General features: G+C 72.5%; 4 protein-coding genes. 2 read left to right on the top strand and 2 right to left on the bottom strand.

Going from position 1 to position 4,525, the window contains the following annotated elements; genetic code table 11:
- Window positions 1-657: chorismate synthase (locus Q7W29_00125; protein ID MDO9170219.1), on the bottom strand; the 657-nt coding region annotated here is incomplete at its 3' end.
- 76 nt (window positions 658-733) lie between these two features.
- On the bottom strand, window positions 734-2,131 hold the full coding sequence (aroA, locus tag Q7W29_00120) for a 3-phosphoshikimate 1-carboxyvinyltransferase (GenBank protein MDO9170218.1): 1,398 nt from the start codon (window positions 2,129-2,131) through the stop codon (window positions 734-736).
- A gap of 131 nt (window positions 2,132-2,262) precedes the next feature.
- Between aroA and Q7W29_00115 the strand changes: the two genes are divergently transcribed.
- Both Q7W29_00115 and Q7W29_00110 read left to right on the top strand, forming a co-directional pair.
- Complete coding sequence (locus tag Q7W29_00115) at window positions 2,263-3,720, top strand: MATE family efflux transporter (GenBank protein ID MDO9170217.1); 1,458 nt, start codon at window positions 2,263-2,265, stop codon at window positions 3,718-3,720.
- 210 nt (window positions 3,721-3,930) lie between these two features.
- On the top strand, window positions 3,931-4,525 hold a 595-nt coding region (locus tag Q7W29_00110; GenBank protein ID MDO9170216.1), incomplete at its 3' end, for a hypothetical protein.

Genomic DNA, 4,525 nt, shown 5'->3' with positions numbered 1-4,525 from the left:
GCCCAGGCCGGCCGGCACGCCGAACGCGACGACCTCGGCGACGCCGCCGAGCGTGGTGCCCGCGGCCGCGGCCGCGTCCACGGCCGCGACCATCAGCGCCTCGGCGCGTCGGTCGAGGCAGCGCAGCGGGGTGCCAGTGCGCACGCGGCGCAGGCGGGCCAGCGTCGGCGCGATGTCCGCGGCCGCCACGTCGCCGACCCGCGCGGTGTGGCTCCAGACCTCGATCCCGAGTTGCTTGAGCAGAATCTTGGCGCAGGCCCCGACCGCCACCACGCCCGCCGTCGAGCGGGCGCTGGCCCGCTCGGCCACCGGCGCGAAGCCGTCGTAGCCGTAGCGCAGCCGGCCCGGCAGGTCGGCGTGCCCCGGCCGCGGGGCCGGCCAGTCGGGGTGCGGCGCGCCGTCGCGCCGCGCGAAGTCCCGGTTCTCGATCAGCACCGCCAGGGGCGAACCCAGCGTGCGGCCCTTCCACAGGCCGGCCAGGATGCGGCAGGCGTCGGTCTCGATCGTCTGCGCGCGGATCCCGCGGCCGTACCCTTCGAGGCGACGGCCCAGCTCCGCGTCGAGGTCCCCCTCGCCCAGGGGCACGCCGGCGGGGAAGCCCTCGATCACCGAGACCAGGGCCGGTCCGTGGCTTTCGCCTGCGTGCAGGCAGCGCATGCCTTCTCTCCCCATCCCGCGGCGGGTCGACGACGTCCGACGTGAGGCTGCAACGTACTTGAACCGCTCCCGGCGGTCAACCCGACGCCCCCGCGCGCCCCAGCGCCGCGCAGGCCGCGAAGAAGCCGGGGAACGACACCGCCACGCAGGCGTCGTCGTCCAGGACCACCCCCGCGCGGGACGCGAGGCCGGCCACGGCGAAGGCCATGGCGATGCGGTGGTCGCCGTGGGTGGCGACCGGCACAGGTTCCCGCGCCGGGAACCCCTCCGGTTCGCCGGTGATGTCCAGCCCGTCGGGATGCTCCACCACCGCGACGCCCAGGCCGCGCAGACCCGCCGCCACGGCCGCGAGGCGGTCGGATTCCTTGACGCGCAGTTCGGCGGCGTCGCGCAGCGAGGTGGTGCCGCGGGCCCGCGCCGCCAGCACGGCTAGCAGCGGCAGCTCGTCGACCAGCGTGGCGACGCGCCCGGCGCCGTCGATCCGCACGGCCCGCAGGGGACCCGCGCCCACGGTCACGGAGCCGGTCGGCTCAGCGCCGGTCATTTCGGCGCCGTCTTCGGCATCGGCAGCGGTCTCGATCGCGAGGTCCGCCCCCATCTCCCGCAGCACCGCCAGGAAGCCGTAGCGCGTCGGGTTCAGCAGCACGCCGGGCACGGTCACCCGGCTGCCCGGCACCAAGGCGGCGGCGCCCAGCAGGAAGGCGGCCGACGAGGGGTCGGCCGGGATGTCGTGCGCGACCGCGCGCAGCGGCGGGCCGGGACGCAGCGTCACCGCGTCGTCGCCGGGCTCCCAGCCGCCCAAGTCGGCGCCCAAGTCGGCGCCCAAGTCGGCGCCCAAGTCGGCGCCCATGGCCGCGAGCAGGCGCGGCGTGTGGTCGCGCGCGCCGCGGCAGCCGCGGACCGTCACCGGCGACGACGACGACAGCCCGGCCAGCAGCAGGGCCGAGGCGACCTGGGCCGAGGGCGCCCCCATCGCGTGTTCGCCGCCGCGCAACGCCGCACCCGTCACGATCAAGGGCAGCCGGCCGTCCGCGCCCAGGTAGGCGATGTCCGCGCCCAGGGCGCGCAGGGGTTCCACGACCCTCCCCATCGGCCGCGACCGCAACGACGCGTCCCCGTCCAGGCGCGCGCGCACGCGCCGGCCGGCCAGCAGGCCGAGCAGCAGGCGGGCCGTGGTGCCGCTGTTGCCGCAGTCGATCTCCAGCAGCGGCGCGCCGTCCGGGGCCGGACCTGGCGTGGGGAAGGTCCCGGGCGCGATCCACAGTTCGCGGCCGTCGTCGCGCACGTCCGCGCCGAGCGCGCGCACCGCCGCCAGCGAGCGCAGCGTGTCCTCGGCGCGCAGGAAGCCGCGCACCCGCGCCGGCCCGTCGCCCAGCGGCGCGAACAGCGCGGCGCGGTGGGACAGGGACTTGTCGCCGGGGACGGTCGCCGTCCCCCGCAGGGGTCCGGCGGCGGGGAGCACCGGTCGCGGCATGGCGGGCTCCTCGGGTTGCGGTGGCGCGCGTCGTCGGGAAGCTGCGCGCAACGTAGCGGAACGGGTCCGGACGGTCAACCGCGCGACGGGTCTTGTCTCCCCGTGCGCAGGGGGCTATGGTCCGGCGGACCATGAACGACCATCCGCTCCTCCCCCACGGCGGCGACGCGCCCACCGGCGGTCCCTGGCGCATCCACCACGCGCGGGAGATCGTCGTGCTGGCCTCGCCCATCGTGCTGTCGATGATCTCGCACACCATGATGTGGACCGTCGACACGATCTTCCTGGGCCGCTACTCCAGCCTGGCCCTGGGGGCCGCGGGGCTGGGCGGCGTGCTGACCTGGGCCGCCTACAGCCTGTTCAACAACCTCAGCCGCATCAACGGCACCTTCGTGGCGCAGGCCCACGGCAAGGGCGACGACGAGGCCGTCAGCCACTACACCTGGCAGGCCATCCACCTGTCGATCGTCACCGGGCTGCTGCTGATGCTGCTCGGCCACTTCAGCCTGCCCCTGCTGCGCCTGACGGGCAACCCGGCCGACGTCGTCGACGCGACCTACACCTACGTCCGCTGGCGGACCGTCAGCGCGGTCTTCACCCAGATCGGCTTCGCGCTGCTGGGCTACTTCCAGGGCCGCCGCGACGTGCGCACGCCCATGTGGATCGCGATCTTCGCCAACGCCCTCAACGCCGTGCTCGACCTCTGGCTGATCTTCGGCTGGGAGGGCATCTCCGTCGGCGGCCGGCGCCTGCTGGCGGTACCGGAGATGGGCATCGCCGGCGCGTCGATCGCCACGAGCATCAGCGTGGTGGTCAACACGGTGCTGATGGCCGCGGTGATCCTGGCCGACCGCAACCAGCGCCGCCGCTACCGCATCCACGTGCCGCGCCGGCCGGACCTCGCGGCGCTGCGCAACATGGTCCGCGTGGGGCTGCCGTCGACGCTCGAGGGATTCATCGACATGTGCTCGTTCAGCCTGTTCACCGTGCTGGTCGGCCGCGCCGGCGCCATCCAGCTCGCGGCCAGCCAGATCACCGTGCAGCTGCTCTCCTTCTCGTTCATGCCCATGTGGGGCCTGACCTCGGCCGGCGCCGTGCTGGTCGGCAACTGGGTCGGCGCCGGCCGCCCCGACGTGGCGGCGCGCTACGGCCGCCAGGTCTACAAGCTGGGGCTGCTCTACTGCCTGGTCCTGGCGGTGCTCTTCTACCTGTTCCGCGGCGGGATCTTCCGCATCTTCACGCCCGACCCCGCCATCCTCGTCTTCGGGGCCGGATTGGCGCTGGTGGCGTCGGTCTTTCAGGTCGGCGACGGCATGCGGATGGTGGGCAGCGGCCTGCTGACCGGCGCCGGCGACACGCGCTCGGTGCTGCTGATCACCGCGGCGGTCATGTGGGGGGTCTTCCTGCCGCTGACCTGGCTGCTGGTGGTGCGCGGCGGCGGCGACGTGCGCGTGGCCTGGCTGGGCGGAGCCGCCTGCTACGCGCTGGAGGCGGTGCTGCTCTACTGGCGGTTCCGGCGCGGAAATTGGCAGCGGGTGAACATATTCGGGTACCCGTCCGAGGACTCGGCCCAACCGCCGGTACTGTGACCGGTCGCCTGGTGAAGGCCGGGGCCCGATCGCCCCTCGCCGGGCAACGCCCCCGACCCTCGCGGGTCGGGCTTCGGCCCGAGTTTGCAGGCAGCGGGCGGCCACCCGCTGTGCTATCTTTGGTGCTCCGGCATGGGTATCTCCGGGGCGGATTCGGCCTCACCTATCTTCACCCACACATCAGCCTGACCATACACGGAGACCCCCGACATGCGAATCGATGAGATTTCATTCGCCGAGTATGAGAGGCTTATCTCAGAGGGCGTGTGCGAAGTCGACAACCCCTTCGTGCTGCCCGGGGCTTTCCGGATCTGGCGACGTCATTACGGCGAGCATTTGCTCAAGCTGCAAATCTACGCGCTCTGGAACGCCGCCGAATCCCGCTGCAAGGCGGTTTTCCTGAGCTCGAGTCCTCTGATTCGAATCAAGGGGCTCACGCTGTTGCGCGCGATGGGGACGATCACAGGCACCGAACTCGCACGTGCATCGACGTACCACGGGGGCTATTCCCCGGATGAACTGTCCCGGATCCTCGCTCTGGCGAGGACGAAGCACGCCGGGCCGGTGTTCAAATGCAATTACCTTCCGAAATCGGCCCTGGCGGCTTTCGCGGCCGACGGATCCCCTGGGAGCCCTCATCTGATATGGATGGGCAGCAAACACACTCGCGTGATCGATAAGCACAGTACCTTTGAAGACTATCTGTCGACTTGCCCACGCGCGGACCTGCGCGAAGTCCAGCGCGTAATACGGCGTCTTTCGTCGCGAGGCGAAATTCGAATCCGGGAATTCGGCGGCTCATCGG

This window comes from bacterium (assembly GCA_030654305.1).
Lineage (GTDB): Bacteria > Krumholzibacteriota > Krumholzibacteriia > LZORAL124-64-63 > LZORAL124-64-63 > PNOJ01.
This window is presented reverse-complemented; position numbering and strand designations above follow the sequence as displayed.

Coding starts and splice junctions, on each gene's coding strand:
- Q7W29_00115 (MDO9170217.1), top strand. CDS start 2,263: ATGAACGACCATCCGCTCCTCCCCCACGGCGGCGACGCGCCCACCGGC.
- aroA (MDO9170218.1), bottom strand. CDS start 2,131: ATGCCGCGACCGGTGCTCCCCGCCGCCGGACCCCTGCGGGGGACGGCG.